The organism is Litoreibacter roseus (assembly GCF_009811795.1).
Lineage (GTDB): Bacteria > Pseudomonadota > Alphaproteobacteria > Rhodobacterales > Rhodobacteraceae > Litoreibacter > Litoreibacter roseus.
Genome location: NZ_BLJE01000001.1, coordinates 329115 through 352887, shown reverse-complemented (window position 1 = coordinate 352887; position 23773 = coordinate 329115). Strand labels below are relative to the sequence as shown.

Annotated in this window: 29 protein-coding genes; 12 read left to right on the top strand and 17 right to left on the bottom strand. The window is 57.9% G+C overall.

What is annotated here, in order from left to right; translation table 11 throughout:
• Positions 1 to 25: 25 nt before the first annotated feature.
• From KIN_RS01775 to KIN_RS01765, 3 genes are all read left to right on the top strand, one after another.
• Entirely contained in the window at positions 26 to 1993 is a 1968-nt protein-coding gene (locus KIN_RS01775) for an ethylmalonyl-CoA mutase (RefSeq protein ID WP_159804239.1), read from the top strand.
• 81 nt (positions 1994 to 2074) lie between these two features.
• Positions 2075 to 2782, top strand: coding sequence for a purine-nucleoside phosphorylase (gene deoD, locus KIN_RS01770; RefSeq protein ID WP_159804238.1), 708 nt, complete (start codon positions 2075 to 2077; stop codon positions 2780 to 2782).
• A 92-nt stretch (positions 2783 to 2874) separates the two neighbouring features.
• Positions 2875 to 3036: a hypothetical protein gene (locus KIN_RS01765; protein WP_159804237.1), complete on the top strand. Its 162-nt coding sequence runs from the start codon at positions 2875 to 2877 to the stop codon at positions 3034 to 3036.
• A 73-nt stretch (positions 3037 to 3109) separates the two neighbouring features.
• Here KIN_RS01765 and KIN_RS01760 read toward each other — a convergent pair whose 3' ends face one another.
• From KIN_RS01760 to KIN_RS01710, 11 genes are all read right to left on the bottom strand, one after another.
• The gene (locus KIN_RS01760) at positions 3110 to 3889 is read right to left on the bottom strand and encodes a succinate dehydrogenase iron-sulfur subunit (protein WP_159804236.1); all 780 of its coding nucleotides are present in this window, start codon (positions 3887 to 3889) and stop codon (positions 3110 to 3112) included.
• 10 nt (positions 3890 to 3899) lie between these two features.
• The gene (locus tag KIN_RS01755; protein ID WP_243144785.1) at positions 3900 to 4223 is read right to left on the bottom strand and encodes a succinate dehydrogenase; all 324 of its coding nucleotides are present in this window, start codon (positions 4221 to 4223) and stop codon (positions 3900 to 3902) included.
• Positions 4224 to 4235: 12 nt separating this feature from the next.
• Positions 4236 to 4502 (bottom strand): hypothetical protein, encoded by a 267-nt coding sequence (locus KIN_RS01750; RefSeq protein ID WP_159804235.1) that lies wholly within the window; start codon positions 4500 to 4502, stop codon positions 4236 to 4238.
• 1 nt (position 4503) lies between these two features.
• Positions 4504 to 6309 carry a succinate dehydrogenase flavoprotein subunit gene (gene sdhA, locus KIN_RS01745; protein ID WP_159804234.1) on the bottom strand — a complete coding sequence of 602 codons (1806 nt, stop codon included), beginning with the start codon at positions 6307 to 6309 and terminating at the stop codon, positions 4504 to 4506.
• Positions 6310 to 6327: 18 nt separating this feature from the next.
• Entirely contained in the window at positions 6328 to 6699 is a 372-nt protein-coding gene (sdhD, locus tag KIN_RS01740) for a succinate dehydrogenase, hydrophobic membrane anchor protein (RefSeq protein ID WP_159804233.1), read from the bottom strand.
• 10 nt (positions 6700 to 6709) lie between these two features.
• A complete protein-coding gene (gene sdhC, locus KIN_RS01735; RefSeq protein ID WP_159804232.1) occupies positions 6710 to 7093 on the bottom strand; it encodes a succinate dehydrogenase, cytochrome b556 subunit in 384 nt (127 codons plus the stop codon).
• Positions 7094 to 7259: 166 nt separating this feature from the next.
• Positions 7260 to 7931, bottom strand: a complete 672-nt coding sequence (locus KIN_RS01730; RefSeq protein WP_159804231.1) for a DUF1194 domain-containing protein — start codon at positions 7929 to 7931, stop codon at positions 7260 to 7262.
• Between the two features lie 177 nt (positions 7932 to 8108).
• Positions 8109 to 9143 carry a MaoC family dehydratase gene (locus KIN_RS01725; RefSeq protein ID WP_159804230.1) on the bottom strand — a complete coding sequence of 345 codons (1035 nt, stop codon included), beginning with the start codon at positions 9141 to 9143 and terminating at the stop codon, positions 8109 to 8111.
• Entirely contained in the window at positions 9144 to 9347 is a 204-nt protein-coding gene (locus KIN_RS01720; RefSeq protein WP_159804229.1) for a DUF1737 domain-containing protein, read from the bottom strand.
• 4 nt (positions 9348 to 9351) lie between these two features.
• Entirely contained in the window at positions 9352 to 9906 is a 555-nt protein-coding gene (locus KIN_RS01715; RefSeq protein WP_159804228.1) for an NnrU family protein, read from the bottom strand.
• Positions 9906 to 10772, bottom strand: coding sequence for an HpcH/HpaI aldolase/citrate lyase family protein (locus KIN_RS01710; protein WP_159804227.1), 867 nt, complete (start codon positions 10770 to 10772; stop codon positions 9906 to 9908). Before KIN_RS01710 ends, KIN_RS01715 begins: the two co-directional genes overlap by 1 nt.
• Positions 10773 to 11107: 335 nt before the next feature.
• Between KIN_RS01710 and KIN_RS01705 the strand changes: the two genes are divergently transcribed.
• The 4 genes from KIN_RS01705 (at position 11108) to KIN_RS01690 (ending at position 15275) form a co-directional block, all read left to right on the top strand.
• Entirely contained in the window at positions 11108 to 11428 is a 321-nt protein-coding gene (locus KIN_RS01705; protein ID WP_159804226.1) for a hypothetical protein, read from the top strand.
• Positions 11429 to 11703: 275 nt separating this feature from the next.
• Positions 11704 to 12525 carry a PRC-barrel domain-containing protein gene (locus KIN_RS01700; protein ID WP_159804225.1) on the top strand — a complete coding sequence of 274 codons (822 nt, stop codon included), beginning with the start codon at positions 11704 to 11706 and terminating at the stop codon, positions 12523 to 12525.
• A 318-nt stretch (positions 12526 to 12843) separates the two neighbouring features.
• Positions 12844 to 13806: a malate dehydrogenase gene (mdh, locus tag KIN_RS01695; RefSeq protein ID WP_159804224.1), complete on the top strand. Its 963-nt coding sequence runs from the start codon at positions 12844 to 12846 to the stop codon at positions 13804 to 13806.
• A 185-nt stretch (positions 13807 to 13991) separates the two neighbouring features.
• Complete coding sequence (locus KIN_RS01690) at positions 13992 to 15275, top strand: hypothetical protein (protein ID WP_159804223.1); 1284 nt, start codon at positions 13992 to 13994, stop codon at positions 15273 to 15275.
• A 102-nt stretch (positions 15276 to 15377) separates the two neighbouring features.
• Here the strand turns inward: KIN_RS01690 and KIN_RS01685 are convergent, their stop codons facing one another.
• Positions 15378 to 16268 carry a LysR family transcriptional regulator gene (locus tag KIN_RS01685; RefSeq protein ID WP_159804222.1) on the bottom strand — a complete coding sequence of 297 codons (891 nt, stop codon included), beginning with the start codon at positions 16266 to 16268 and terminating at the stop codon, positions 15378 to 15380.
• A 122-nt stretch (positions 16269 to 16390) separates the two neighbouring features.
• On the opposite strand from KIN_RS01685, the gene KIN_RS01680 reads away from it, so the two are divergent.
• From KIN_RS01680 to KIN_RS01660, 5 genes are all read left to right on the top strand, one after another.
• Positions 16391 to 16753 carry a putative quinol monooxygenase gene (locus tag KIN_RS01680; protein WP_159804221.1) on the top strand — a complete coding sequence of 121 codons (363 nt, stop codon included), beginning with the start codon at positions 16391 to 16393 and terminating at the stop codon, positions 16751 to 16753.
• 26 nt (positions 16754 to 16779) lie between these two features.
• A complete protein-coding gene (locus KIN_RS01675; protein ID WP_159804220.1) occupies positions 16780 to 17316 on the top strand; it encodes a nuclear transport factor 2 family protein in 537 nt (178 codons plus the stop codon).
• 89 nt (positions 17317 to 17405) lie between these two features.
• Positions 17406 to 18224 carry an alpha/beta fold hydrolase gene (locus tag KIN_RS01670; RefSeq protein ID WP_159804219.1) on the top strand — a complete coding sequence of 273 codons (819 nt, stop codon included), beginning with the start codon at positions 17406 to 17408 and terminating at the stop codon, positions 18222 to 18224.
• A gap of 155 nt (positions 18225 to 18379) precedes the next feature.
• Positions 18380 to 19270 carry a glycine betaine ABC transporter substrate-binding protein gene (locus KIN_RS01665; RefSeq protein ID WP_159804218.1) on the top strand — a complete coding sequence of 297 codons (891 nt, stop codon included), beginning with the start codon at positions 18380 to 18382 and terminating at the stop codon, positions 19268 to 19270.
• 113 nt (positions 19271 to 19383) lie between these two features.
• A complete protein-coding gene (locus tag KIN_RS01660; protein WP_159804217.1) occupies positions 19384 to 20280 on the top strand; it encodes a sulfotransferase domain-containing protein in 897 nt (298 codons plus the stop codon).
• A 25-nt stretch (positions 20281 to 20305) separates the two neighbouring features.
• Here the strand turns inward: KIN_RS01660 and KIN_RS01655 are convergent, their stop codons facing one another.
• The 5 genes from KIN_RS01655 to narJ are packed head-to-tail and all read right to left on the bottom strand — an operon-like array spanning position 20306 to position 23772.
• Positions 20306 to 20824: a DUF2478 domain-containing protein gene (locus KIN_RS01655; protein WP_159804216.1), complete on the bottom strand. Its 519-nt coding sequence runs from the start codon at positions 20822 to 20824 to the stop codon at positions 20306 to 20308.
• Between the two features lie 60 nt (positions 20825 to 20884).
• Positions 20885 to 21454 (bottom strand): hemerythrin domain-containing protein, encoded by a 570-nt coding sequence (locus tag KIN_RS01650; protein WP_159804215.1) that lies wholly within the window; start codon positions 21452 to 21454, stop codon positions 20885 to 20887.
• Positions 21455 to 21472: 18 nt separating this feature from the next.
• Entirely contained in the window at positions 21473 to 22270 is a 798-nt protein-coding gene (locus KIN_RS01645; RefSeq protein WP_159804214.1) for a peptidylprolyl isomerase, read from the bottom strand.
• Between the two features lie 5 nt (positions 22271 to 22275).
• Complete coding sequence (narI, locus tag KIN_RS01640; protein ID WP_159804213.1) at positions 22276 to 23052, bottom strand: respiratory nitrate reductase subunit gamma; 777 nt, start codon at positions 23050 to 23052, stop codon at positions 22276 to 22278.
• 12 nt (positions 23053 to 23064) lie between these two features.
• Positions 23065 to 23772 (bottom strand): nitrate reductase molybdenum cofactor assembly chaperone, encoded by a 708-nt coding sequence (gene narJ, locus KIN_RS01635; RefSeq protein WP_159804212.1) that lies wholly within the window; start codon positions 23770 to 23772, stop codon positions 23065 to 23067.
• Position 23773: the final 1 nt, after the last annotated feature.

Below are 23773 nucleotides of genomic sequence, written 5' to 3'. Positions count from 1 at the left end.
CGCAGATGACTCGCGAGGTTTGCCCATGACCGAGACTAAGAAAGACCGCCCTTGGCTGTTTCGCACATATGCGGGACATTCCACAGCAAAGGCCTCAAACGCGCTCTATCGTGGCAACTTGGCGAAGGGTCAGACCGGGTTGTCGGTGGCCTTCGACCTGCCCACACAAACGGGCTATGACAGCGATCACGAACTGGCCCGTGGTGAGGTCGGCAAGGTTGGCGTCCCCGTCGCCCATCTGGGCGATATGCGTACTTTGTTTGCGGACATTCCGCTCGACCAGATGAACACCTCTATGACGATCAATGCGACAGCGCCGTGGCTGTTGGCGCTCTACATCGCTGTGGCGGAGGAACAGGGCGCGGATGTTACGGCGCTTCAGGGCACCGTACAGAACGACATCATTAAGGAATATCTATCGCGCGGCACCTACATCTGCCCGCCAAAACCAAGCCTCCGGATGATCACGGACGTCGCGGCCTACACACGTGCGCATTTGCCGAAATGGAATCCGATGAATGTCTGCTCATACCATTTGCAAGAAGCGGGCGCGACACCAGAGGAAGAGCTGGCCTTCGCGCTGGCAACGGCAACCGCCGTGTTGGACGACCTGAAAGGCAAAGTGCCCGCAGAACACTTCCCGGCAATGGTCGGTCGTATCAGCTTCTTTGTGAATGCAGGTATCCGGTTCGTAACCGAGATGTGCAAGATGCGCGCCTTTGTCGAGTTATGGGATGAGATTTGCCAAGACCGTTACGGCGTCGAAGACCCAAAGTTCCGGCGGTTCCGCTATGGCGTTCAGGTGAACTCGCTCGGCTTGACGGAGCAACAGCCGGAAAACAATGTATACCGCATTCTCATCGAAATGTTGGCTGTCACCCTGTCCAAGAACGCACGGGCCCGCGCGGTCCAGTTGCCGGCTTGGAACGAAGCCCTTGGTTTGCCCCGTCCTTGGGATCAGCAATGGTCCCTGCGCATGCAACAGATCATGGCATTCGAGACCGATCTGCTTGAGTATGACGACCTCTTTGACGGAAACCCTGCCGTTGAACGAAAGGTAATTGCCTTGAAGGAAGGTGCCCGTGCGGAACTGGCGCAGATCGACGCAATGGGCGGTGCGAACGAAGCAATCGAATACATGAAGTCACGTTTGGTGGAATCCAATGCAGCCCGCATCGGCGGTATTGAAGGCGGCGAAACCACCGTTGTTGGCGTAAACCGCTTCACACAGGCCGAAGACAGCCCGCTGACGGCCGGAGACGAAGCTATAATGATCGCCGACAAGGATGCAGAGGCAGATCAGGTGGCGCGCCTGTCCGCCTGGAAAGCAAGCCGGGATCAGAACGCCGTGGCTCTGGCCTTGGAAGCGCTGCGGGACGCCGCACAAAGCGGGGCAAATATCATGCCGCCCTCGATTGAGGCCGCAAAAGCAGGCGTCACGACCGGCGAATGGGGCGATATGGTCCGTGCCGCTTTCGGCCAGTACCGCGCGCCCACCGGTGTCTCGCGCAATCCTTCCAACCGCACTGAAGGTTTGGAAGACATCCGCGCCCGCGTGGACGCCGTTTCCACACGGCTGGGATGCAGGCTCAAATTCCTTGTCGGAAAACCCGGCCTGGATGGACACTCAAATGGAGCAGAACAGATTGCCGCCCGCGCCCGCGATTGCGGCATGGACATTACCTACGAAGGCATCCGCCTGACACCTGATGAAATTGTAGCCGCAGCCGCCAAAGATGAGGTCCATGTCGTGGGCCTGTCTATCCTGTCAGGAAGCCACATCCCTTTGATCGAAGATCTGCTCGCCAAGATGGCCAGGGCCGATATGGGTCATATCCCGGTCGTTGTCGGCGGAATCATACCTGAAGACGACGCAAAGCGTCTGAAGGCCATGGGCGTGGCGAAGGTCTATACGCCAAAGGATTTTGAGCTGAACCGGATCATGGAAGACTTGGTCACTCTGGTCGATCCACAGGCCGTGGCCGCCGAATAGTTCCCACAACGAACGGAAGTCACCGCTTGACCTTCTGCGACTGTCATGGCCTGTCGAGGCACATGCAGAAACGAGGTGCCCATGACCATCCATATCGGAGCCAAAAAAGGCGATATAGCTGAAACTGTCCTTTTGCCCGGCGATCCATATCGTGCGAAATGGGCTGCCGAGACGTTTCTGACCGACCCAAAGCTGGTCAACGAAGTGCGTGGCATGCTGGGCTATACCGGCATGTGGAAGGGCAATCGCGTTACGATCCACGGATCCGGGATGGGGATGCCCAGCCTCAGCATCTATGCCAATGAACTAATTAAGGACTATGGTGCACAAACCCTGATCCGCATTGGCTCCGCTGGTGGGATGCAAGATAAAGTCAAAGTGCGTGATTTGGTGCTCGCCATGACCTCGACGACTCTATCGACCCCATCGCGGGGCATTTTTAAAGAGGTCAATTTCGCCCCAAGCGCCGACTGGAGCCTTCTGGACGCCGCAGCCCGCGCGGCGACGAAGCGGTCAGCCCCTTTTCATGTCGGCGGCATCTATTCATCGGATGTCTTCTATGACGAACGTCCGGACCTCAACGAACAAATGACCCGCCATGGCATTCTCGCCGTTGAAATGGAAGCGGCGGAGCTCTATACGCTCGCCGCACGCTATGGCCGCCGCGCCTTGGCAGTTCTGACAATATCAGACCATCTGCTCACGGGCGAAGCTCTGCCCGCAGAAGATCGCGAGAAGAGCTTTGGCGACATGGTTGAGATCGCGCTTGAGGCCGCATTCGCCAAATAATGCAAGGCCGGCGCTCTACGACCCTGACGAGACAGGGAACCCGCTGCCTGCTCTGCCGTTGGATAACGTTAGTGTGATAAATGGAGAGTGATATGAGTGGAACATCAGTGAAGCTACTTGCCACAACATTTCTGATTTTGGGCGTCGCGGCCTGCTCACAGCCAGAGCCAGAACCCGTAGAGGTTCGCACGCCAATCTACGCAAAAGACGGCACAATCATCACCTTTGAAAACGATATCGATGACGAAGACTGAAGCAAGACAGCCCCGTCACACAGGGCGGGGCTGCTCAAGATCTGACTGACGCGACCAGTCAGACATCTGTCGTCTAAACAGTCCGCTCCACCATCATTTTCTTGATCTCGCCGATCGCCTTGGCCGGGTTGAGCCCTTTGGGACAGGTTTTGGCGCAGTTCATAATGGTGTGACACCGGTACAGCTTGAACGGGTCTTCCAACTCATCCAGCCGCTCTCCTGTCGCTTCGTCCCGGCTATCAATGATCCAGCGATACGCATGCAGCAACGCGGCGGGGCCAAGATAACGGTCGCCATTCCACCAATAAGACGGGCACGAGGTTGAGCAGGACGCGCACATCACGCATTCATAGAGACCGTCCAGTTTCTTGCGATCTTCAATGGACTGACGCCACTCTTTCTGAGGGCGGTTCGTCTTCGTCTCAAGCCACGGCATGATGGAAGCATGTTGCGCATAGAAATGAGTCAGATCCGGAATCAAATCCTTCACAACCGGCATGTGCGGCAGCGGGTAGATCTTCACGTCGCCTTTGATCTCATCCATACCGTAGATGCAGGCCAGCGTATTGATGCCATCAATGTTCATGGCGCAAGATCCGCAGATGCCTTCGCGGCAGGACCGCCGGAACGTCAATGTTGGATCGATCTCGTTTTTGATCTTGATCAGCGCGTCCAAAACCATTGGGCCGCACCGATCCATGTCAACGAAATAAGTATCGACCTGCGGGTTCTTCCCGTCATCAGGGTTCCAGCGGTAAACTTGGAACTTCCGCACATTGGTCGCACCGTCAGGTTTGGGCCATGTCTTGCCCGTCATGATCCGTGAATTCTTCGGCAAGGTTAGCTGAACCATTCTCGCTCTCCTATGTCAGGAACGGCGCAAGGCCATCCTTGAGTAAACATTGTACCGTCTCAGGCCGTGTCGCGATTTCGACGACCAATTGGCTGTCCTCGGGACCAAGCCCGGTTACGCTGGCGCGGGCCAGCTGTAAAATTTCTGCCGCAGAGGCGTTGTCGATCACGCAGTCGCTGGCCGGTTCCAGCGGCACGCCCGGAAAGCGCTGTGCCAATACGGGGCGTACTGCCTCACGCGCCTGATCTCGAGCCAATTGATCGGCCAGACCGTCAGGCTCACAACCAGCCAGAAATAGTCCTGCGACACACAAGGTAGCAATGCGCTTTATCAACGAACTCCGCCCTTACCTGACAATGCTGTTGTCGATGCAGGCGTTGACCCGCGCGGCTTGCGTAGCGCTGACACCGGTTCCAGGCTCCAGCCGGTACGTTGTCCCGCTTCTGCTGGAATAGCTGTAATCGTAAGTCAGCGTCGTCGCCGTCACCCCATGCCGATCTTCACACGCGCGGGCCACCGCATTCAGCTGATCCTGCGTAACGCCGCCCTGTCCGCAGGCCGCAAGCCCACCGCAAAGGGCAATCAAAACGGCAAAATTCGAAAGGACCTTCATCTTAGTAAACCCGCGCCTTCGGAGCGATCTTCTTCAGATCGATGCCACCTTCGTTGTGGCTGGTCAGTGGATCGGTATGCACGCCGCGATAGTCCAACTTCGGCTTGATCCCCTTGAACCATGTCAGCGAATGCTTGCGCCAGTTTTCATCATCACGGTCAGGGTAGTCTTCATGGGCATGGGCGCCGCGGCTTTCCTTGCGCGCCTCGGCGGAGACGATTGTTGCCACAGCGTTGGGCATCAGGTTCGCCAGTTCCAGTGTCTCCATCAGGTCGGAGTTCCAGACAAGGCTGGTGTCGGACACCTGAAGATCGTCCAGTTTGTCTGCAACGCCTTCCATCTTCTTGACGCCTTGCGACAAAGTTTCGTCGGTCCGGAATACGGCGGCATCGTCCTGCATGGTTTTCTGCATCTCAAGCCGCAGCTCTGCCGTCGGCACCTGTCCGCGCGCATGGCGCAGGCCGTCAAACCGCGCCAAAGCCATCTCGACAGAGCGTTCATTGAGCGTCGGATTGGCCATCTCCGGATCTATGATTTGACCCGCGCGAATGGCCGCAGCCCGCCCGAACACAACCAAATCGATGAGAGAGTTGGAGCCCAACCGATTTGCCCCATGAACGGACGCACAACCCGCTTCGCCCACCGCCATCAAACCGGGGGACACGCGGTCCGGATCATCCGAGGTCGGCGACAGTACCTCGCCCCAGTAATTTGTAGGAATCCCGCCCATGTTATAGTGAACAGTAGGCAGAACCGGGATTGGCTCTTTCGTCAGATCAACACCCGCAAAGATACGCGCGCTTTCAGAAATGCCGGGCAACCGTTCCGCCAGTGTTTCAGGTGGAAGGTGATTGAGGTGTAGGTGAATGTGATCGCCTTGATCGCCGACACCGCGCCCTTCGCGGATTTCCATCGTCATACAGCGGGATACAACATCACGAGACGCCAGGTCCTTGTAGGTCGGTGCGTAGCGCTCCATGAAGCGCTCGCCCTCGGCGTTGGTCAGATAGCCGCCTTCGCCACGCGCGCCTTCGGTGATCAGACAGCCCGCACCGTAAATTCCCGTTGGATGGAACTGAACGAATTCCATATCCTGCAGCGGCAGACCCGCGCGGGCCACCATGCCCCCGCCGTCACCAGTGCAGGTGTGCGCAGATGTGGCCGAAAAATAAGCTCGGCCATAGCCACCCGTCGCCAGCACCACCATCTTGGCACTGAACATATGCAAAGTGCCGTCATCCAGCTTCCAGCACAGCACGCCCTGACATACGCCGTCATCGGACATGATCAGATCAATTGCGAAATATTCGATGTAGAACTCGGCCTGCTGCTTCAAGGACTGACCGTAAAGCGTATGCAAGATCGCATGACCGGTCCGGTCTGCTGCCGCACAAGTCCGTTGAACCGGAGGGCCTTCGCCAAATTCAGTCGTATGGCCGCCAAACGGACGCTGATAGATCTTGCCCTCTTCCGTGCGCGAGAAAGGCACGCCGTAATGCTCCAGCTCATAGACGGCTTTAGGCGCTTCGCGTGCGAGGTATTCCATGGCATCCGTGTCGCCCAGCCAGTCCGAGCCTTTGACCGTGTCATACATGTGCCACTGCCAGTGATCAGGGCCCATGTTCGACAGGGACGCCGCGATGCCACCCTGTGCCGCTACGGTGTGTGACCGGGTGGGGAATACCTTGGTCACGCAGGCGGTCCGCAGACCCTGTTCTGCCATGCCAAGGGTAGCGCGAAGACCCGCACCGCCAGCCCCGACAACAACGACGTCATATTCATGTGTTTCGTATTCGTAAGCAGCCATGTTCGATGCTCCGATTGATTAAAAGGCCAAGCGAGCGATGGCGAAAAGCCCCGTTCCCGCGGCGGCGTAAGACAGACAGATCATCGCGATGATCAGAACTTTGCGCATCGTGCCGTGTACGTAGTCCTCGATCAAAACCTGCACACCGTTCTTGAAATGCAGGAAGCTGACGACAACGGTAAGTGCGGCGACAATGGCAGGGAATGGACGACCAAAATAGGCAACCACCTCTTCGTAAGGCGCCCCCAAAATGCGTCCAAAGGTGAAGATGAACAAAGGAACGAGGATCGCAAGCGCTACGGAGCTGACCATCATATGCCAATGATGCTCGGTCCCAGATTTCGCCGAACCCATTCCCTCGGCCCGTTTGCGGTCGGTCATGTAAGCCATATCGTGCTCCTCACAAAACCAAGGCGGTCAGGATCGTCAGGACCAGCGATCCACCGACGACCCCATAAGCCAGTTTTTCAGCCACATCCAATTCGAACCCGTGGCCACTGTCCCAATAAAGATGCCGCAGACCTGCAAGAAGATGATACCAAACCGCCCAGAGGGAACCGAACAGAACCAGATCACCGAACCAAGACGTCAACACAGCGTTGGCTGTCTCGAAATATTCCGGCCCGTAGGAGGCCGCCAAAAACCACCAGACGATCAAGATGCTGGCCAGCAGCAACGCGTTTCCTGTGATGCGGGTAAGGATGGACGTCACGGAGGTCCATTGCGGGCGGTAGATGGAAAGATGAGGCGAAAGCGGTCGGTTGCCTCTGTTGACGTCGGCCATGCAAGCGTCCTTTGACTAATCGTTCGGGACGCATCATGGGACCTGCCGCACAGGAAGTCACGGCCCCAATTGGGAAAAGAGCGCGATCTTTTGGCGCAACTGGCATAAATTTGGCCACGTTGTGATCACTGGATATCACCGTGTGATCACAAATCGCTTAACTCCACTAAGGATCGGTCTGCGACAACTGTTTCGTCAGTTCTCTCAGGAGCTTCTGCCGAATACGATCCGGATAAATTTCATAGGTTGCAGCGGTCATTGCAAATGCGCCGGGACCGGTGATCAGGAAGTTCCGGTAATACTCGGTCAGATTTCCATCCGTTTCCTCGATCGCCAAGCCGTTCACGGTGATATCCGCCGCGTTTAGCACGTCATGCATGTCGTTGGGCTGAACACCTTCGTTGGACCTACCATCGCCTGAAACATCAATTATCCTGCGCTCGCAGTCGGGAACATCGACAAAGGCGCGCATCGCCACTTGCAACGCCTCGCCAATGGCTGTCGAGAAGTTTCGCCATTTCCGAGGGGTCCGCTCGACCTCATCGGCAAGCGCATCGATGTCCTCGAAATCCACGATCCGCCGCCACGGGATTGACATGTGCTGCCGCGACTGCCCAGTCCATTGCAGCAAGGAAACGGCGGCTTCCTCCACAACCAAGGCCTCGGCAATACTGTCATCTCGCAAGGCGGTGGCGAGTCCTTTCATCTGAATATCGTATTCAAACGGATCAACCGACCCCGAAACGTCCACAGCCAAAAGCAGCGCGACGCCACACGCCGCCGCCGGTTGAACCGACGCGAGGCCAAGACAAACTGCGATTGCAGAACGTCGGATCATGAAACCAATATGCGCATGAGCAGTCCTGATAGATCAGATCAAGCCTAATGACCCAGCGCGGCAGATAAAGTGCCAAAACGCTTCGGCACATCACGATTTGTGTTGAAAGGTATCCCCAGCACTTGAGAGCGCTCGAAAATGAAGCAACAGCAGATATTTGGTATGGTCCGCAGGTGCTTAAAGCGGCATCAAAGCCCAATAGTCGAGATCAAGAAATACGTCCGGCAGGTATTTTCCGTCATCCCCCTTGAGCGAAAACGCCGTCGCACCCGATCTTTGCGCGACAAGTCTGAGACGGATCGCACCAATACCCGGCGCATCCGTTTCCGCCTTATCCAGAACCTCCGACCATGCCGTGATAGTATCACCGGAGAAACACGGGTTTGCATGGGCGCCGCCATTCAGTCCCACGATCATCTGTGCGTTTGCGAGACCGTTGAAGGACAGCGCCCGGGCCATCGAAATCACGTGCCCGCCATAGATCAGGCGCCTGCCATCGGGGCGCGCAGTGGAATCGAAATGCACCTTGGCTGTATTCTGCCAAAGGCGCGTGGCCATCATGTGCTCAGCTTCTTCGATCGTGACGCCATCCACGTGGTCGATCTGCTCGCCAACTTCGTAATCTGACATCCGGTGTGACTCGCCGGCATGGATAAAATTGTATTTCTCGAAACTCAGCCCCTCGGGCACGACCAGATCCGCAGGCGACACGCTGCCACTTAGATCCGGTATGACGGTTTCTGGTGCCGCCGCCGTCAGGTCCCTTTTGCGTACCATAACCCAACGCACATAGCTCAGGATCGGACCACCGAACTGATCCTCACCAGTCGTGCGCACCCATACGATCCCGGTCTTGCCATTGGAGTTTTCTTTCAGGCCAATCACTTCGGACCGAGCGCTCAGCGTGTCGCCCAGATAGACAGGTTTCAGAAATCGGCCTTCCGCGTAGCCAAGATTGGCCACGGCGTTCAACGAAATGTCAGGCACCGTTTTGCCGAACACCATGTGAAACAAAATCAGATCATCCAAGGGTGCTTCGTGAAGTCCGCAATCACGGGCAAAATCGTCCGAGCTGTGCAGCGCATGCCGCGCGGGGTAGAGCGCGTGATACAAGGACCGCTCGCCCCCCGACATTGTCCGGGGCACAGCGTGTTCGATCACCTGACCAATGCTGTAATCCTCAAAAAAACGCCCGGCATTGGTCTTGCTCATCTAGTGATCCCCAAGTTTTGTATCTGCCGTGTAGGTGCCCTCGACCTCTTTGGTCACCGCCTGACCGCAGCGCATCACACCGTTGGCATGGTCATAGGTTTGCGTCGGCGTGCCGTAAAGCGTCCACCCATCATTGAGGGCCTTGGTCACCTTATGGCAAAAGGCAGAAGTGTCGTCTTCACTGAGAAATCTATATAGTTTCATGTGCTTACCCCGGAAGCGGCCAGACGCCGAGCCAATTGTGGATGTAGATGATCACGGCAAAGATGACCAAGGCAACACTGCCATAAATGATATCGTTTCGCACAGGTCCCCGTTCTGGCGGGGTCCATGCGCGGTCCTGCTTGTTGATCAGAATGACCGTCACGACGGCCCAAGCCAGCATCCCGCCGAACAGGATGACCGAAGCGAGATCGCCATTCACAAGCAGATGCGCCACGGCCCAGATCTTGATTGCCGTCAGCATCGGATGACGTAGCTTCGTCCGCAGCACGCCTCGAGAGAATCCCAGGTCAATCAGGAACACCGCGACCAGCATCAAAAGGTTGTTGATGTGAACAGTCCAAGGCGGCGGAAACCACAGATCCACGATCCCGGCACGTCTGTAGCCGATCCACATCAGAACGACCGAAAGCAGTATCAGCACCGTGATCGCGCCTTTGCCCGGATCGCCAGCGCGCGTCCTCAACTCAGGGGCAATTCGCTTGAACAGATGCGCCCCGCACCACAGTACAAGCCCCGCGACCAGCAATACCCATCCCATCAGCCGTTCTCCAACGCTGCAATCGCCTCCACCTTGGCAAGCGTCTTGCGCGCGGTTTCAACATGCAGGTTTTCGACGATCTTTCCATCCACAACTGCAACGCCCTGTCCTGCGGCTTCGGCCTGCTCAAAGGCTTCGATCTGACGCCGAGCCAAGGCAATTTCATCTTGCGACGGTCCGAAGATATCGTTGGCGACGGCCACTTGGGCGGGGTGGATAAGGGTTTTCCCGTCAAAACCCCAGTCGCGCCCTTGGGTACATTCCGCGCGCAAACCATCTTCGTCCTTGAATGCGTTATAGACGCCATCCACGCACACCAAGCCTTCGACACGGGCAGCCAACAGGCACATCTGCAAGCTTGTTATCATCGCATCGCGGGTTCGACTGCCCAATTCTTTCGCCAGATCGTTTGTCCCCATCACAAACCCAGCCATCCGCGGCGCACCCGCGATGCCGGCAGCATTCAGAATCCCACGCGGCGTCTCCATCATCGCCCAAATGGCGGTCTGAGCAGCAGCGCTCACCTGATCAAGCGTCGCCGCGACATCTGATACGGTGCCCGCACTCTCGACCTTGGGCAGCAAAATGGCGTCCGGTCCTAGCGCAGCCATAGCCGAGAGATCATCTCGGCCCCACGCCGTGTCCAAACCGTTGATGCGAACGATCTTCTTACGCGGGCCGTAATCTGCCTTGCTCAGCGTTTCGCCCAAGAGAGTCCGCGCGGCGATTTTCTCGTCCGGGGCCACTGCGTCCTCCAGATCGAAGATAATCGCGTCCACAGCAAGACTCTGCGCCTTTTCAAGCGCGCGCTCTTTTGAGCCGGGAATATACAGAACCGAGCGATAGGGCGCCGCGACATTAAACATCTCAAAAAGCTCCTCTGGTGTTATTTTGTTATCCACCACAACTCAGATCGGCCCGCAACCCTACTTTTGCCGCGTTGCAGAAACAGCGCTTTTCTCAAATTTTAGAGAAATCATCCGGTGTCCGCACGCTGCGTTAACCTTATTTTTCGGCCTTCGAAGGCAGGCTAAGGGCGTCGCTGAAGATCGGATCGCCTCGCAAATCAAGTGAAGGGCTCCAACCAAGACAGAGGCGCAAGCGCCCGGCTTTTGCGGCATCATCGGTCCAGCGGATCGCCTGATGTTCATATCGAACTGGCCCCCACAGGCGCTGCGGATCCTGACTTGAGGTATGCAAGATGAAACAGCAGATTTTTGGACTTTCCCTCGGACTGGTCGCAGTCCTGTGTGCAGGTCAAATGGTGTATGCACAGCAGCGCAACACCTGTGCCGACCGTGCCGTCGTTCTCAAGAAGCTTTCCGGCCAGTACGGGGAAACCCGCCGCAGCATGGGATTGGCCGCCAACAATGGCATTATTGAAATGCATGCGTCCGACAACACCGGCACATGGACCATCACGGTTACGCGTCCGGACGGGGTCACCTGTCTTTTGGCAGCCGGCAATTCATTTGAGCAAATCGAGGAACAGCTTCCGGCAGCGCTTGGCGCACCGACCTAAGCACCCTTCGTCCATTTCTACAGACTTGCGCAGCACGCAAACTGAGAGAGCCGGACGCGTGGAATATATCTGTTCAAATCGCGTCTGGCTCTTTCTCTCTGAGTGAGAGAACAACGACTATGTCTTATGTCTATGTCAAATTTATATTGCGCCTAATAAACGCGCAAATACCGCCTCAAGTTCCTGACTTTATTGCTTTAAATTCCGGGAACAACTGAGCCATCTCATCGTTCTTTTTGCACGACTTGAAAATTATCTTGTCAAAGGAGAACACGATGAAAAAGTTACTCGCAACAACCGCCGCAGCCCTTCTGATCAGTGGTCCTGCATTCGCCGATGCGAACGCATCCATGACCTATGAATTCCAGGAGCAGAACGACTTCTTTGCAAGCACCTTGATCGGTATGCGCGTCTACACATCCGAAGAAGAGCTTGAAGCAGAAACGGTCGCTGCAAACGCCAACGACAACTGGAACGACATCGGCGAAATCAACGACCTGATCGTATCTCAGGACGGTGACGTTCAAGCTGCCATCGTCGGCGTCGGTGGGTTCCTCGGCCTCGGCGAGCGCGACGTTGCTCTGTCCATGGATCAGATCAAAGTCATGCGGGAAGACAATAACGCGGAAAACCGCTTCCTTGTCGTCGCAATGACAAAGGAACAGCTCGAAAACGCGCCCGTTTTTGAACGCACTTCCGATGAAACCATGCAGACCGAAGAAGCCGAAACTCAGATGTCCGACGCAGAACCGCGGATGGATGGCGACCGCCCGATGCTGAACAAGCCTGAAATTGAGCGTGAAGGCTATCAGGAAGCTTCCATCGACCAACTCAGCGCGGAAGATCTGCAGGGCAAGTACGTCTACGGCAGCAATGATGAAACCGTAGGCGAAATCGGCGAGCTACTTCTGACAGACAGCGGTGAGATCGACAAAGCGATCATCAATGTTGGCGGTTTTCTTGGCTTGGGCGAAAAGCCGGTAGCTGTCACCTTTGATGAACTGAAGCTGATGCGTGCAGCAGAAGACAGCGATGTGCGCGTCTACATCGACGCATCACAAGAGGCGCTGTCAGAGCAACCAGAATACGAAGGTTGATTTGTCTCCAACCCGCGTATGGGGCCGGCGAGAGAGATCTCGCTGGCCCTTTTTTCATGGCGCACCGTCCAAAATCATCCCAACAAAAGGAATCGGCACCACGTCAGAACGCCGTCAAAACAGGCATTGGCTACAAAAAAAGACTGCTCGTCCCGACGGTGGTGCAAAATATTTTGCTAAATCAAAGACTAACCGGAACCGGCCTCGTGCACCGCAGGAAATTCACACGATTGCTGCGCCGCGGCGGACTTGCACGCAGCCGTATGACGGGATACCCCTCGCTCCCAATATAAACCCAACTGCGGAGACCACTCCAAAATGGCCAGACCCAAAATCGCCCTCATCGGGGCCGGACAAATCGGCGGAACCCTCGCCCATCTCGCCGCCCTGAAAGAACTTGGCGACGTTGTACTTTTCGACATTGCGGACGGTACGCCGCAAGGTAAAGCGCTCGATATTGCGGAATCAGGTCCCTCCGAAGGGTTCGATGCAACGCTCAAAGGCACCACAAGCTACGCCGATATCGCGGGCGCGGATGTCTGTATCGTGACCGCCGGTGTCCCCCGCAAACCGGGGATGAGCCGCGACGACCTCTTGGGTATCAACCTGAAGGTTATGAAAGCCGTCGGCGAAGGCATTCGCGACAATGCACCGAACGCGTTTGTGATCTGCATCACCAACCCGCTGGACGCGATGGTCTGGGCCCTGCGCGAATTCTCGGGCCTGCCCCACGAGAAAGTCTGTGGCATGGCCGGGGTGCTTGACAGCGCCCGCTTCCGCCATTTCCTGTCGACCGAGTTCGATGTGTCGATGAAAGACGTCACTGCCTTCGTCCTCGGCGGCCACGGCGACACCATGGTTCCGCTAACCCGCTATTCCACGGTTGCGGGCATCCCGCTCCCCGATCTGGTCGAGATGGGCTGGACCACGCAAGAGAAGCTTGACGCGATCGTCCAGCGCACCCGCGACGGCGGCGCCGAGATTGTCGGCCTCTTGGGCAATGGCTCCGCTTACTATGCGCCCGCGACCAGTGCCATCGAGATGGCCGAAAGCTACCTGAAAGATCAGAAACGCGTTCTGCCCTGCGCGGCCTACGTGGACGGCGCCTATGGGCTCGACGGCTTCTACGTGGGGGTCCCCACCGTGATCGGCGCTGGCGGCATCGAGCGCGTGGTCAAGATCAAGCTCAACAAAGACGAGCAGACGATGTTCGACAGCTCCGTCGATGCGGTCAAAGGCTTGGTCACAGCGTGTAAGGAAATCGACAGCACGCTGGCGTAGTATCAAAAAATGCGCGATCCGGGGCAATCCGGATCGCGCGCCCTGCGTTAACGCGTGTGGCGTTAACACTTGGGCGAACATTAAGACCCGGTTAAACAACCCGCCAGCCCAATTCCCAAAACCCGCCGCAATGGCGCCCCCTTCCCTTGCGACCTCTATCGAACCGTTGGTTTGAAAGGTTTGCAATGTCCGATACGCAGATTAACCCCCGCTCTCTACCGCATTTGCTGAAAGACGCCGCGACCGCGACGTGGGGGCTTGCCCGGACACCGCTTTTTTCCATTTCGACCTCGCGCGGATTGGCCCGCTCCTTGAACGCCGGACGCCCTATCCATCTGGGCGACCGCGGACAGTCCCACCGCATCGTGTTCGAAACGGTGGACACGACCCCGGACCTCACCCAACAGGTCCAGATCACCGCGAGAGTTGCGGAGATGGTCCGCGCCGAAGACTGGATCGGGCTGGCAAAACAACTGGCCGACTGGGACCAGGCCCGCGCCGCAACCCCCGCAGGCATCCGTTTGACCGAAATTGCTCTGCGCGCCGCGGGCTATGCCGCCGCAGGACGCGCCCTGCCCACGCCATATACCGAGCCGGTGGCCCCCGCCGTTCCCCATCACATCGCCGATCTTCTGGACGCGATGGCCATGAAACAGCCGCAGCTTTACGGCCTGACTGCGCTGGCCGCTGCGTTTCGTATCTATCAGGGCTGGTCCATTCGTGGAAAGCGCGCGGCCGAGGATGTGCCCCACGCAGACTGGACCCGCATGGCCGAGGCGTTCAACCGCGCCGAATGGGTCCTCGCACCGCTTGATCCGATCCTCTTGAACGCCCCTTTGCTGGCTGCTTTGCGGTTCGAGACGCTGATTTGCCACGATGATCCCCGCCGCTACCTGCATCGCTATTACGAGGACTGGGTCGAGCTGGATCCGGGCGATCAGCGCGCCCATTCGAAAATGGCATGGCTTCTGTCGCCGCTTTGGTACGGGTCCTTTGACGAATTGGATGCGCTGGCCCGGCGCGCGGTCGAGGCGACGCAGACCACGACCGGCACCGCCGCCTACGCATCGATCTACCGCAAGACGATGACCTGTGCAGGCGAGATGATCTTCCGCCTCGACACGGCGCTGTTGGAAAGCGCGGTTTTTGATCTAATCGACCACAGGGGCAGCGATCCGGCCTTCGTGGCGCGTCTTCTCAAAGAGTTGCGGGGGATGGAACGCCCGACCCTGCCCCGCGGCCTGTCCAAGCTGCAAAAGGACATCGTGAAGAAGAAAGCCCAGCGCGTGCGCCAGATCCGCACCCGCATCATCCGCGAGCGCCTATCTGCCATTCATCCGGCATCGTGGCCCGGCGGCACTGCTGCCGCTCTCACCGCCATCTCGGACGCGATGCAACCGGAACTGCGCCGGGGCTGCCAGTTGCAGATGAGCTCCGACGGCATCACAGTGCAGAAAGCCGCAGCTTGATCTGAGGTCGGCCAAACCTGCGCGACATCCAACGTTCCGCACAGCCGCGAACGTCCTCACATAGGGCCAGCTTGCTCTCTCCCACCAAATGACCCCTATGCGTTAGAGCAGCATGCGGGTCACAAGATGATCAAAGACCGCACGCACTCTGCGGGGCAAGTGGCGACCATCAGGGTAGACGATAGAGACCGGAGGGCCCGCGCTCTTGAACGTCTGCATCACCTCTACAAGGGTGCCGCCCTTCAGATCAGCGGTCAGATTAAAATCAAGATCCTGAACAATCGCCAGCCCGGATCGCGCGACGGCGAGATACGCATTTCCGTCATTCACGCAAAGATGCTGCGGCGGTTCAAAACGAACCGGGCGGTCATTGATCGTGAACCGCCATTGGAAAGCGCGGCCAGATCCCTTGAATATATAGCTGGCACAACTGTGATCACCCAGATCCGCAGGCCTTTCCGGCGGGCCGTGCCGATCCAGATAGCCGGGGGCCGCGCAGGTCAGCCATGTCGTGTCCATCACTTTCCGTGCGTGCAAGCTGGTGTCTGGCAGCTCGCCGATCCGAAAGGCCAGATCAATGCCCTGTTCGACCAGATCGCTGATATGATCATTGAAGCGGATATCCAGATCGACGCCGGGGTGTGTCCGTTTGAAATCCAGCAAGTGCCCCATCACCACGCCCTGCCCCAGCATCGCGGGCATATCGATCCGAACCCGACCCCGAAGATCTGCGCGTGTGTTCTGTATCTCCGCTTCGGCTTCCGAAATATCATCCAGAATTGCACGCACGCGGGCATAGAACTGTTGACCCTCTTCGGTCAGCGAGACCTTGCGAGTTGTGCGCGTGAAAAGCCGAACGCCAAGCCGCGCCTCCAGCCGCCCCACGCTTTTTGACGCACCCGAGGCCGTGATGCCAAGCCGACGTGCCGCCGAGCTGAAGCCCCCGGCCTCTGTCACAGCCGCGAAGACGGAATGATCGTTGAGCTGGTCCATACCCAATTGTGGACCAGACGTTGATAATCATTCAACCAGATATGCAATTATCATCTTTTCAGACTTAGCCCATCTTCTCTTCAACGCAAACGGACACCGAAGTCCAAACGAAAGAGAGACCCATGAAAGATATCGTAGCGAAAACCGAGCCCATCACCATCGTGGTGCAGTTCCAGACAAAACCCGGTCAGCAGGACCACGCCAAAGAGGTGGTCAACCGCATCCTGCGCGACGTTCTGGCGGAGGAAGGCAACGTAAATGTCCAGATGTTTCAGGATCCCGACGATCCGACGAAATTTCTGTTCATCGAAACATTCGTAAGCAAGGCGGCCGAGACAGCGCACACACAGACACCTCATATGCAGCGGTTCTATCAAGAAATCGCGGAGCCGCTCGATGGGGAATCTACCCTTGCCTATTGGCGCCCCTACGGCCTTTTCGAAGGTGCAGGAGCGCGCACCGTAGACTTCGACCTGCCCAACTGACCCGCTGAAAACAAAAGGAGACGATCATGTTAAGCTCCACCAAATCTGTTGCACTCGCCACTCTGACCAGCGCGTTTCTTACCACCGGCACACCCGCCGAAGACGTCGCCCCAACATCCGAAGTGGCAGACCATCATGCGGTTACGGATGCGCTGATCCGGTTTACAAACGGGATGGACACCGACGACGGCGCGCTCATAGCGTCGGCATTTTCGGAAAACGGGATCGCCGATTTCACACCCGCGGCGGCCAAGGTCGGCATGCAATTTCCGGTTCTGGAAGGCCGTGACGGCATCGTGGGGGCACTTGTACCGTTCGCGTCGGCCTTCACCACATCGCATTCCGTGACCAATGCACGGGTCGACGTTCAGGGGGACAGCGCCACGCTCTATGCTCTGGTCGAGGCGCAACACCTGCCGGTCGTCGATAACACCCGTCATTTCATGATGATGAACCAGTACCAGATTGATCTGGTCCGGGAAGGCGATCAGTGGGTGATGTCCCGCATGACGATCGACAATCTTTGGGCCAATGGCGATCTCGCCGTAATGACGGGCGGATAAAAGTCATTTGCGCAAAGGATGTGATCAGATAAAATCCTGATTGCCCTGAAGCGCTGGCGTCCCAAACGGAGCATAGGAAAGAGCGGACCATGATCTGGACCCTTGATCAGACCATATCTACGCCCGCTGGCAAAGTGGCGGCGGGCAGCGCCGGGGATGGTCCAGCGTTGGTTCTGGCCCATGGCTGGCCTTGGTCCTCCTATTCCTGGCACCGGGTGATCCCGGAGCTGGCAAAACGCTTTCACGTTCATTGGTACGATATGCCCGGCTACGGGCAGTCGGAAAAACGCGCCGATCAGCGCACCTCACTCGATGTTCAGGGTGAGGTGTTCGCTTACATGTTGGGACACTGGGGGCTGGAGCGACCCCATGTGGTCGCCCATGATTTCGGTGGGGCCACGACCTTGCGGGCCCATCTGCTGCACCGGGTTGAGTACAGGCGCTATGTGTTGTTGAATGTCGTCGCAATGCGTCCGTGGGGATCCGATTTTTTCGACCATGTCGGGCGTCATGTGGAGGCCTTTACCGGCCTGCCGCCTCACATCCACGCGGCGGTGGTCCGGGCCTATATTCAGGGCGCGCTGGTGTCCGATATCGCAACGGAAGATTTCGATGCATTGGTTGCGCCTTGGTTGACAGAAGACGGGCACGGAAGCTTCTACAGGCAGTTCGCGCAGGCGGACGAGCGCTACACGGCAGAGGTTGAACCCATGTTCGGTGACGTTCGAAGCCCCGTGCACATTCTGTGGGGGGAGGATGATCCGTGGATCCCGCTTGAGCGCGGCCGCGCCCTGTCCGAAAAGATGCCCAAGGCCGGGTTTGAGACCATACCCGGCGTCGGACACTTGCCACAGCTTGAGGCGCCCGACCGCGTATTACGCAAATTGATCAATTTCCTCGACGGTTGAAACACTGGCTGGTTTGCACGCCCAAGACGTCACGCATCCATCATTCGTGGCAACCGAGCACTTTTTTCGGCGTTCATACCTACTCCGCGCGGCGGCAATTCCCATCTGTTGGTGTACCGGGATAACCCTTCACACCGTAGGAAAGGACCAAATACATGACCAACGCATTTCGTCAGACCACTTTCGCCACGGCCATGCTGGCAGCGACAGTCTTGCCAAACCAGATGCGCGCCGCATCAGACGATCAAGACACCATCGTGCTGGGTCAGGTCGGCCTGAGTTTCTATGCGGTCGTGGGGGGCGTTGTACAGGAGGTCCTTGAACAGGAGGGGTACACCGTAGATGTCGTTGAAGGACCCCACGACGAGATCTTCCCGCAACTCGGCGCAGGTGATGTGGATATGCTGGCCGCCGCATGGCTGCCCTCGGCGCATGGCACACTTTACGAGCCCGTCGAAGATGTCACCTTTGAGATCGCACCAATCTACGAAGAAGCAAAATTCTTCTGGGCCGTGCCGTCCTACATACCTGAAAGCGTCCTGTCGTCTGTCGCCGATCTGACCAAGCCAAAGGTCGCTGCAATCATGCCGAACACAATCATATCTCTGCCCGAGGCGACGGGCCTGACCACCGGCGCCCGCCGCGTGATGGAGGCCTACGGGCTTGAAGATGCGGGCTATGAACTTATCGCCGCAGAGCCGTCAGAATGGCTGGACACCTTCCGCACGGCCGTCGAGAAAAAGGAATGGGTCGTCCTTCCCCTCTGGCAGCCGCAATGGATCAACGCCGTCTACGACATCAGGCCCCTGACCGAACCCAAAAATGCCTACGGCGATCCCGACACCGCGTATCTGATTGGCCATGAGCAACTGCGCGACAAGCTGAGCGCAGAGACGATGCAGCTTCTGCAGGGCATCCGCTTCGACGTAGCGGACGTCACCGAAATGGACCGGCTCATGAATGTTGACGGCATGAGTGCACGCGAAGCCGCGCAAAGCTGGATGGCTGCAAATACCGACATTGTCGAAAGCTGGAGCACGAACTGATCAAAACGGCCCGTTCCGGACGGCTCACCATCAAGCCACCGCATCATCAGTTTTTGTTGTATTTTGCTCGTATCCAACCTCTGCTGATCAAAACGCATGTGTGAGGTGAAGATATGACCGATCGTAAGCTCTACCTTGGTGCGCTGACAGACAACAGGCGGTGGGACATGGTGAACATGCGCCCGGATGATGTGCTCGTTGTCACGCCGCCGAAATGCGGGACGACATGGATGCAGACCATCGTGGCCCTGCTGCTGTCCGGCGATCCCGAAGTCGAAACGGAGTTATCCATAAGAATGCCTTGGGTCGATATCCGCGTGCGCGAGATGCCGGAGATCGCGGATCGACTGGAAAAGATGACCTCACGGCGCAGCATGAAAAGCCATACGCCCATGGACGGATTGCCACTGGATGATCAGGCGCAATACATTTGCGTGTTCCGCCACCCGCTGGATGCGCATTTCTCGTACCGCACGCATGTTCGTAACCTTCCGGTGCCGTGGTTCGACCTGTGGTACCCGGAAGACGATCCGGACCGTATCACATTCCGCCGCTTTCTGGACGGCGGCCCGGAAGGGTTTGACACGGACGCAATGCCGCTGGCGCATATCATCCGCCACTACCAAGCGGCAGCCGCACTCGCGGACCGGCCCAATGTGTCCTTGTTTCACTACGCAGACATGACCCGCGATCTGGCAGGCACGTTTGCCAGAGTGAGTGAGTTGCTGGACATTTCACACCCCCCTGAGTTGATGAACACGCTGGTTCAAGCTGCTACCTTCGCCAACATGAAGGCCAACCCCGAACGCTTTGCACCGTCTGGCGGCAAAGGGTTCTTCAAATCGGATGACGCGTTCTTCCACAGCGGCACCAGCGGCAAATGGGAAGGGCAGCTGACCCCGAAAGAACTGGCCGCATACAACGATATGATGGACGCGCATTTGGCACCCAATGACCGGCGTTGGCTGGAATACGGGGCCACAGGGCACGCCCCAAACCAAGAGGCTTAGCCGCAGATTCGGGTGCCCTGGACCATCAGGCGACCGCGCTGCGGCAGGTCGGATCTGATTTCACCCACTGGCAAATCGTCTCTGCAGATGGCGCCAACGGGCTAGCCTCTGGTCCGGCGAACGCCTTGAATGCCTCAAGATTCAGGGCATTGACGCCGACCAGCACGGGAATGTCGCGCCCGATGGCCTGAGCAATCACGTCGCGAAAGCCCCGCCCGTCCGCCTCGTGCTTGCCAAACTTGTTCACGATCAAAAGGTCGGCACCAAATTCCAGCACCGTGGCCACCTGACCCACTGCCGCCTCAAGTGACGAGGGATCAAGGCGGCACCCTCTTGATGCAGACCCCAGATTTTGCGAGATGCGCAGCGTTGGTCCGTCTGGCAGCACCCTCACATCCATATCGCAAGAGCCAGCCGCACGGATCGTGTTGATCTGCACGGTACCGGCACACCGGATACCGTCCGCCGTAAGCCTTTGGGAGACCTCAAGAAGAAGGAGATCCGTATCGCCCCTGCCAGAGGCCATAGTATATGCAATTCTCATCGGTCGGTCCTTCCCTAGCGTGTGTCGGATGGTCATTGTTCCGCGCCAGCTTCAAAGGGATTACTCCACATCCTGCGTCCCTTTCAGATGATCCAACCCGCGACGCTGGCACATGCGGATGTAAAGTGTCTCAAGGTCGCTTTCGGTCAGCCGCAACCGGGCAAACGGCAGGATGACCGCGTTTTCCAGACTGACATGTTTGCGCGCACGCAAGGCGAATTTCACCAGAGCACCCCGCTCTTTATGGTTTGGCGAACGGGACGTCTCTCGCAAATCTGCAAGCAGTGCTGCAATCTCCGACGTGTGCCTGTCAGCGCGCGCATGGGCTGATAACAGCGTCGCGATCACTTTCTCGATCTCGTCCTCAGGCTCGCATCTGCGTTTGAGCAGCGGGAAGAGATCTTCTTCCTCATCCTTGAGGTGAAGAGGAAGCTCGCAGGTCAGGTAGTTTAATACAGCCGTGACAACATCCCCTGACGCGTCACCTTGCGCAATCGCATCAAACATCACGCAGATCTCCCGCTCCCGCAGATTGTCCTCGTGGATGAACTCCAGCGGTGTACCAAGCAGACACACAACCCTGGGATCCAGACAGGTGACCCGATTGGCCAGAGGAATGTGTTTGCCCATGATCCTGCCCTCCCCGGGCTAAATGGGTCGGAGATCCGCGCCGGCTATCTCGGCCGACGCGACAAGGCTGTCCACGAATGATCGGGCCTGACTGGCCCATGCCGCCTTTTCCATAGCATCCGTGATCTTTTGTCGGACCGTCTCAAAGGGAAGCACGGCCCCCATTGCAACGGCATCCATCCGCACGATATGCCAACCGTGCCGCGTGAGAATGGGTGCCGATGTCACCTCGCCCGCTCGCATTCCCCGCAGAACGGCTTCGAATTCAGGCACGGTGTCACCCGGCCCAAGCTGGCCAAGCGCGCCACCGGACGCCTTTGAGGCGCAGTCGCTTTCCTGCGTGGCAAGCGCCGCAAAATCAGTGCCGTTCGCGAGGGCCAGTTCAGTCAGAGCCCGCGCCCGATCCCGGGCGATCTGCGTGGCATCCACGTCCCGAGGGTCACAAGCACACAGGATATGGGACACCTCCCAGAGGGGCGGTGCCCTGAAGCGGGTCGGGTCTTTTTCCCACTCAGCGCGCACGGCGTCCTCATCCGGGGCCTCGACATGGACCACCGTATCCAGAAGCCCCCGGATCAGGGCCTCCTCATCGGTTTCGAACCGACCCGGACTGACCTCTTGGCACACTGGCCTCAGATTGCGCGCCTTGGCCTCTTGCAAAAGCAGGGTCCGGATGGCCACGGCGTTTGCAGCTTTGCGCCAAGCCAGCCCCGGTTTGCCCGCCGGGGCGTCATGGTTCTGGGTTTCAGCCGCCACAACCGTGTGTGGAACCGCCTCACCGTTCACAACCAGATCAGGGAAAAGTGCTGAGTTCATATGACTTACTCCGCGGGTTGAGGTTTCGCAGCCGCGTTGGCGTGCGCTTGAGCTTTGGGCTGCACGGTGTGTTTCGGCAGTGCCTTTTGACGACGAGAGCGGACAATCTGATAGCCCGGGCGCAGCAGATACCGGAACGGCGCCGTAAAGCCCGACACCATGTGCACCAGCCGTGTGAACGGAAAGAGAATGGTGATCAAAAGCCCAAGGAAGATGTGCGCCTTGTAGAGCCAATGCACGTCCACAACCATCGCCCATGCATTCAGGTTCAGCAGGATCACACTTTGCGACCAGGTCATGAAGCGGACCATTTCGGCGCCGTCCATGTGCTGAAGCGTCAGGAAAATCGTTCCAAGGCCAATGAAGAGCTGCAGCCAGATCAGCACCAGAATTCCGATATCGGCAAAGCTGGTCGTCTGCCAGATCCGGGGGTCGGTCACACGACGATGGATCAACAACGTCGCGCCGATCAGCGCAGCGATCCCCGCCGTGCCGCCAAGAAGGACAGCCATCCACTGTTTGAGCGCGTAGGGAATGCCCAGCGCATCAAGTATCCAGACCGGCGTAAAGAGCCCGATCAGGTGTCCTCCGAAAACGGTGATGATGCCCACGTGAAACAGGACCGAGCCCCAGAACAATTGCCGGCGGCGCAGCAGCTGGCTGGACGAGGATTTCCACGTGAACGGGTCTCGTTCATAGCGCGCGATGGACCCCACGATCAGAACAGTCAGCGCGATATATGGCATGATACCGAAGATGAAATAGTCGATGTCTAGAAACATTGCCCAGTCTCCTTATTCGGCCGCATGGGACGCGGGTTCGGGGGTGAGGGGGGTGTCCATACGCGCCAGCATGTCGCGCGCTTGCGGGCAGCCCGCGTTCGGATCGGGTCCAAAAAGAACTTCGCTTTCCTCCCAGACCTCATCCAGAGCGTCCAGATCGGTCGGGTCGTCATCTGGCTGGGCCAGCATATCCGCCACGGTCTTCTCATCCGCCCTGACGCCAGCCAGTTGCAGAAGACAGGCGAAGACGGCGCCATAGGGGCTTTCACGTCGGACAAGGCGCGCGTTCAGAGCCTCGAAGATGTGGGCCGCATCGGCCAGAGTCTCTTTGGCGTCCGCAAAGGGCCGTGTCGACAGGAACTCCAGCAACACCGGCAGATGATCGGGAAGTTCCGAGGTCGCCGGATCGAAACCGCCATCACGGTAGGTCTCGATCAGGGACACCATCGCGCCCCCGCGGTCCCGGCTTTCACCGTGCACATGCTCAAAGAGATTGAGCGACAGGGTCCGCGACCGGTCAAAGAGCAGCACGAACTGTTCTTCAAGATCATAGATGTCGCGGCCAGCCAGCTCCTCCACCAGCGGCCGCAACGCCCGGCGCGCTGCTGCTGTCAATCGCGTGTCCGAGGCCAGAACGGCACTGATCTCGGGCATGGCATGCTGCAGCTCGCGCGTCGGGTAACTGAGAATGAGAGAAAGTGCTTTGAGCGTACGGTCCATT

Coding starts and splice junctions, on each gene's coding strand:
- KIN_RS01775 (WP_159804239.1), top strand. CDS start 26: ATGACCGAGACTAAGAAAGACCGCCCTTGGCTGTTTCGCACATATGCG.
- deoD (WP_159804238.1), top strand. CDS start 2,075: ATGACCATCCATATCGGAGCCAAAAAAGGCGATATAGCTGAAACTGTC.
- KIN_RS01765 (WP_159804237.1), top strand. CDS start 2,875: ATGAGTGGAACATCAGTGAAGCTACTTGCCACAACATTTCTGATTTTG.
- KIN_RS01760 (WP_159804236.1), bottom strand. CDS start 3,889: ATGGTTCAGCTAACCTTGCCGAAGAATTCACGGATCATGACGGGCAAG.
- KIN_RS01750 (WP_159804235.1), bottom strand. CDS start 4,502: ATGAAGGTCCTTTCGAATTTTGCCGTTTTGATTGCCCTTTGCGGTGGG.
- sdhA (WP_159804234.1), bottom strand. CDS start 6,309: ATGGCTGCTTACGAATACGAAACACATGAATATGACGTCGTTGTTGTC.
- sdhD (WP_159804233.1), bottom strand. CDS start 6,699: ATGGCTTACATGACCGACCGCAAACGGGCCGAGGGAATGGGTTCGGCG.
- sdhC (WP_159804232.1), bottom strand. CDS start 7,093: ATGGCCGACGTCAACAGAGGCAACCGACCGCTTTCGCCTCATCTTTCC.
- KIN_RS01730 (WP_159804231.1), bottom strand. CDS start 7,931: ATGATCCGACGTTCTGCAATCGCAGTTTGTCTTGGCCTCGCGTCGGTT.
- KIN_RS01725 (WP_159804230.1), bottom strand. CDS start 9,143: ATGAGCAAGACCAATGCCGGGCGTTTTTTTGAGGATTACAGCATTGGT.
- KIN_RS01720 (WP_159804229.1), bottom strand. CDS start 9,347: ATGAAACTATATAGATTTCTCAGTGAAGACGACACTTCTGCCTTTTGC.
- KIN_RS01715 (WP_159804228.1), bottom strand. CDS start 9,906: ATGGGATGGGTATTGCTGGTCGCGGGGCTTGTACTGTGGTGCGGGGCG.
- KIN_RS01710 (WP_159804227.1), bottom strand. CDS start 10,772: ATGTTTAATGTCGCGGCGCCCTATCGCTCGGTTCTGTATATTCCCGGC.
- KIN_RS01705 (WP_159804226.1), top strand. CDS start 11,108: ATGAAACAGCAGATTTTTGGACTTTCCCTCGGACTGGTCGCAGTCCTG.
- KIN_RS01700 (WP_159804225.1), top strand. CDS start 11,704: ATGAAAAAGTTACTCGCAACAACCGCCGCAGCCCTTCTGATCAGTGGT.
- mdh (WP_159804224.1), top strand. CDS start 12,844: ATGGCCAGACCCAAAATCGCCCTCATCGGGGCCGGACAAATCGGCGGA.
- KIN_RS01690 (WP_159804223.1), top strand. CDS start 13,992: ATGTCCGATACGCAGATTAACCCCCGCTCTCTACCGCATTTGCTGAAA.
- KIN_RS01685 (WP_159804222.1), bottom strand. CDS start 16,268: ATGGACCAGCTCAACGATCATTCCGTCTTCGCGGCTGTGACAGAGGCC.
- KIN_RS01680 (WP_159804221.1), top strand. CDS start 16,391: ATGAAAGATATCGTAGCGAAAACCGAGCCCATCACCATCGTGGTGCAG.
- KIN_RS01675 (WP_159804220.1), top strand. CDS start 16,780: ATGTTAAGCTCCACCAAATCTGTTGCACTCGCCACTCTGACCAGCGCG.
- KIN_RS01670 (WP_159804219.1), top strand. CDS start 17,406: ATGATCTGGACCCTTGATCAGACCATATCTACGCCCGCTGGCAAAGTG.
- KIN_RS01665 (WP_159804218.1), top strand. CDS start 18,380: ATGACCAACGCATTTCGTCAGACCACTTTCGCCACGGCCATGCTGGCA.
- KIN_RS01660 (WP_159804217.1), top strand. CDS start 19,384: ATGACCGATCGTAAGCTCTACCTTGGTGCGCTGACAGACAACAGGCGG.
- KIN_RS01655 (WP_159804216.1), bottom strand. CDS start 20,824: ATGAGAATTGCATATACTATGGCCTCTGGCAGGGGCGATACGGATCTC.
- KIN_RS01650 (WP_159804215.1), bottom strand. CDS start 21,454: ATGGGCAAACACATTCCTCTGGCCAATCGGGTCACCTGTCTGGATCCC.
- KIN_RS01645 (WP_159804214.1), bottom strand. CDS start 22,270: ATGAACTCAGCACTTTTCCCTGATCTGGTTGTGAACGGTGAGGCGGTT.
- narI (WP_159804213.1), bottom strand. CDS start 23,052: ATGTTTCTAGACATCGACTATTTCATCTTCGGTATCATGCCATATATC.
- narJ (WP_159804212.1), bottom strand. CDS start 23,772: ATGGACCGTACGCTCAAAGCACTTTCTCTCATTCTCAGTTACCCGACG.